At 60.6% G+C, this 3,723-nt stretch carries 3 protein-coding genes; all 3 read left to right on the top strand.

What is annotated here, in order from left to right:
* The first annotated feature begins 862 nt into the window (after window positions 1-862).
* A complete protein-coding gene (gene mobI / locus CCR95_RS12840) occupies window positions 863-1,315 on the top strand; it encodes a conjugative transfer protein MobI(A/C) (protein WP_201094924.1) in 453 nt (150 codons plus the stop codon).
* Window positions 1,316-1,874: 559 nt separating this feature from the next.
* On the top strand, window positions 1,875-3,212 hold the full coding sequence (locus CCR95_RS12835; protein ID WP_201094921.1) for an IS4 family transposase: 1,338 nt from the start codon (window positions 1,875-1,877) through the stop codon (window positions 3,210-3,212).
* Window positions 3,213-3,238: 26 nt separating this feature from the next.
* A partial coding sequence (locus CCR95_RS26355) for a cold-shock protein (RefSeq protein WP_201094920.1) occupies window positions 3,239-3,723 on the top strand: 485 nt, incomplete at its 3' end.

Raw genomic sequence — 3,723 nt, 5'->3', positions numbered from 1 at the left:
GCAAGGGCGATGGCGAGCCCGGTTTGAAGACGATCTGGCTGGGCATGCAGCGCATCATGGACTTCGCCGCCGGGATCAAATAGGCCAGGGAGATGCCGGACACGGAAAGTTGTGTGTAATGGGATGCGTCTAATCCCGCTCAGTCTTTGTCCGGTAGCGTCCGATCCCTGTCCTGCCCCGATCTTTCGTGTTTGTCATCCTAATCAATCGACGCATGCTTGTCCGCCCAAAACGGTGAATGAAATCATTCACCGTTTTGGGCGGACACGGCCTACTCGCATTCCTATACTCGCCATTCCTGACGTGAATGAAAGTCGGTCTTCACCGTCTGAAAGACCGTATCAACGGTGCACCTGCCGGCACGCGCCAGCTTGAACCACTGAAGGAACATTCCTGGTCATTGCCGGCGGCGTACTACTCCAGACTCGATGTCACGTCGTGCCCATCACAACCCTCTGGCCGGGTTGCTCGCCTGCTATCTGCCCAGCGCGGACACCCCGATCCGCGTCCAACCCCGGCCCGCCACTTGGTGAACGGCATGGACAAGATCGCAAACCTGCTCGAACTGAGCGGTGCGTTCCTGCAACGGCCAGATGCCAGAGGCACCAGTCCGGGTGGGGGTGAAGATGGAGCGAGCACGGAGACATGGGTGAACTACCTCCCCATCTCCACCCCGGCAGTAGGGTGGAGATGGGGAGGGAAATTTGAACAGGGGTGAAACGCCAAGCCAAAACATCAGGGGTGGATCGGCGATCGAACAAGATGGGGTGAGCGCATGCAAACACGGCAGGATCCGGAAACACGCCTGGATTGGGCTATTCAAGAACTTCACCAACTGGACGCCTGCATGGCCGAACATGGCATGGCGATTCTGGCGGTCCTCCATGACAGCGCCAACGCACTCAAGACCGAGTTCACCGAAGCCATGCTCAAGGAGCGCCGCTCACGCCCTCCCCGCGAGCGCGGCAGCATCGGGGTGCGGGTCAGACAGACAGCCACCTCTGGGCCAGGCATTTTCCAAATCGAGTGGTATCGCGTCCAAGGCAAGCAACGCACGAAATATCTCAAGCGCGGCAAGGACAAGGATGGTCGAATCAGCCAGCACTACCGCCTGGGTGCCTTTGGTCGCCTCACGGACTGGGAGAAAGCCCTGATTCTCAAGTATGAGCCGCAGTTTGCCAAACTGCGGACCATTCAATCCCATATCGGCCACATACGCCTGCGTTCCTATCTGATCGATCAGGTATTACAGCGGAAAGACACCTTGATGAACGCATCTGAATCACTGAACGACCTGGTCGAGTGGAATGAATGATGCGCGCGCGGAATGGCTTATTTCGATTTTCTAATCACATCCATCCTTGACCAAGGAAACAAATCGGTACCTGACAATGTGTTGAACTTGAGTGAACTGGAACGCCCCGACTTTCCTGAAGGCTCCAATCTTTGAGAGGATGGAGCAATGAAGGCAGCAACCAAGTATTCCCTGGAAGTTCGTGACCGGCGTGGGTGCCTGTGAGGGATCGGAGAAGACGGTTTGACAGCCGGGACATGTGTCGAGCGCGGGGCAAACGACGATGGCCAGACACGTTGCTGTTATGATGTCCGTGCCGGTGTGAGTCCTTAATCAATGTGGATCCGAAACTTACACCACGGAGACATCTGAATGGCGATCATGACCTCGGCGACGGCGCAGATTCTGGGTGCGCGTCTTATGGAACTCGCCCCGATGCAATTGGTCGGCTGATCGCGCATGCGACCTTTCATTTCTCGGATTCTATCCTGTGGCTACCAAGCCTAAACGCATCCCATTACACACAACTCCCCGTGTGCGGTAAAATTGGTTGTTGACCGTCACGTTCATTAGGGGCCGTATGGGTTGGGCAGACGACGAATTTCGCGGGATCGCTCTGGGCGATGCGCGCCGTGACCGACGGGCGGTGCAGTTGGTGGAGCGTCTGGCCGAGCGGCCCACGGCGAGCCTTCCGGGCGCGTGCAACGGCTGGGCGGAGACCCAGGCGGCGTATCGCTTTCTGGCGCAGGAGACGTTCGACTGGATGGACATCCTGGAACCGCATCGTCAGTGTACCCGCGAGCGCATGGCGACTCAGCCGGTGGTGCTGTGTTTGCAGGACACCACCGAACTGAACTTCAACGGACAAGCGATCCAGGGGCTGGGTCCGCTGAGTTTCGAGGCCCAGCGCGGGATGTACTTGCACCCGACCTATGCCATCACCCCCGCGCGCGAGCCGCTGGGCGTGCTGGATGCTTGGATGTGGGCACGGGAACCGAAAGATCCGGACGGGACGCGCCCGGGGATCAAGGAGAGCGTGCGCTGGGGCGAGGGGTACGCGCGGGTGGCCGAGCTGGCCGCCGAATTGCCGCAGACCCGGCTGGTCTACGTGGCCGATCGCGAAGGCGATCTGCTCGACCTCATGCGGGGTGCGCGCGACCTGGGCCACCCCGCCGATTGGCTGCTGCGCGCCAAGCACAACCGCGCCCTGCCCGAGGGCGATCGGCTGTGGGCGCGGGTGCTGGCGAGCGAACCGCTTGGCGAGATCCGCTTCGTCTTGCCGGCGGGGCGCGGGCGGGAGGCGCGCGAGGTCCATCAGCAACTTTATGCACAACGCGTCACCCTCCCGGACGGGCGCCGCGGCACCCTGGACGCGACCTGCGTGATCGCCCGCGAAGTGGATGCTCCAGCCGGGGTTAAACCGATCGAATGGCGCCTGCTGACCAACCGTGAGGCCACCACCCTGGAGGCGATCGTCGAGTTGATCGAGTGGTACCGGGCGCGCTGGGACATCGAAATGCTGTTTTTGGTGCTCAAGGAAGCCTGCCGCGTCGAAGCCCTACAATTGGGCACCATGGCCCGTCTGGAGCGTGCCCTGGCGCTCTTCCTGGTCGTGAGCTGGCGCATCGCTCGTTTGATGCGCCTCGGGCGTACCCTGCCGGATCTGGACGCGGGCTTGTTGCTGGAAACCGAAGAGTGGCAGGCCGCGTACATCCTGGCCAAGAAGCCCATCCCCAAGGATCCCCCGCGTCTCAACGAGGTGATGCGACTGATCGCTCGCCTCGGCGGATTTCTCGGGCGCAAGGGCGATGGCGAGCCCGGCCTGAAGACGATCTGGTTGGGGATGCAGCGCATCATGGACTTCGCCGCTGGGATCAAATATGCCAGGGAGATGCCGGACACGGAGAGTTGTGTGTAATGGGATGGCCTAAACGGGGGCGTTAAATGGAAGGAACAGTCGTCTCGTTCGTGCCAGACAAGCAATACGGTTTTCTCACCGGGTCCGATGGGCACAGTTACTTTTTCCATCTGTCTGCGTTTCGCCCGCCACAACCGGCCTCGGCGATTGAGACAGGGATGCTCCTGCATTTCGATCCAACGCCCGGACCGAAAGGCTTGCGGGCGCAGTCATTACGCATTGAGCATACACAGGCGATGCAGTTGATAGCACCGACCCAGTTTCTCGTGACCAAAGCCCAGCGACCGAGCAACGGCCGCGTGTTGTCCGAAACGCCGAGCATCGAATGTCGCTCTGACGCATCGATCGATGCGGCGAAGGACGCCGTCATCGCCCTGGCCAAGCGCATCCCATTACACACAACTTTCCGTGTCCGGCATCTCCCTGGCCTATTTGATCCCGGCGGCGAAGTCCATGATGCGCTGCATGCCCAGCCAGATCGTCTTCAAACCGGGCTCGCCATCGCCCTTGC

Origin of the sequence: Thiocystis minor (assembly GCF_016653465.1) — a bacterium.
Classification (GTDB): domain Bacteria; phylum Pseudomonadota; class Gammaproteobacteria; order Chromatiales; family Chromatiaceae; genus Chromatium; species Chromatium minus.
The sequence above is the reverse complement of the archived record's forward strand: the minus strand, read 5'-3'. Positions and strand labels throughout refer to the sequence as shown.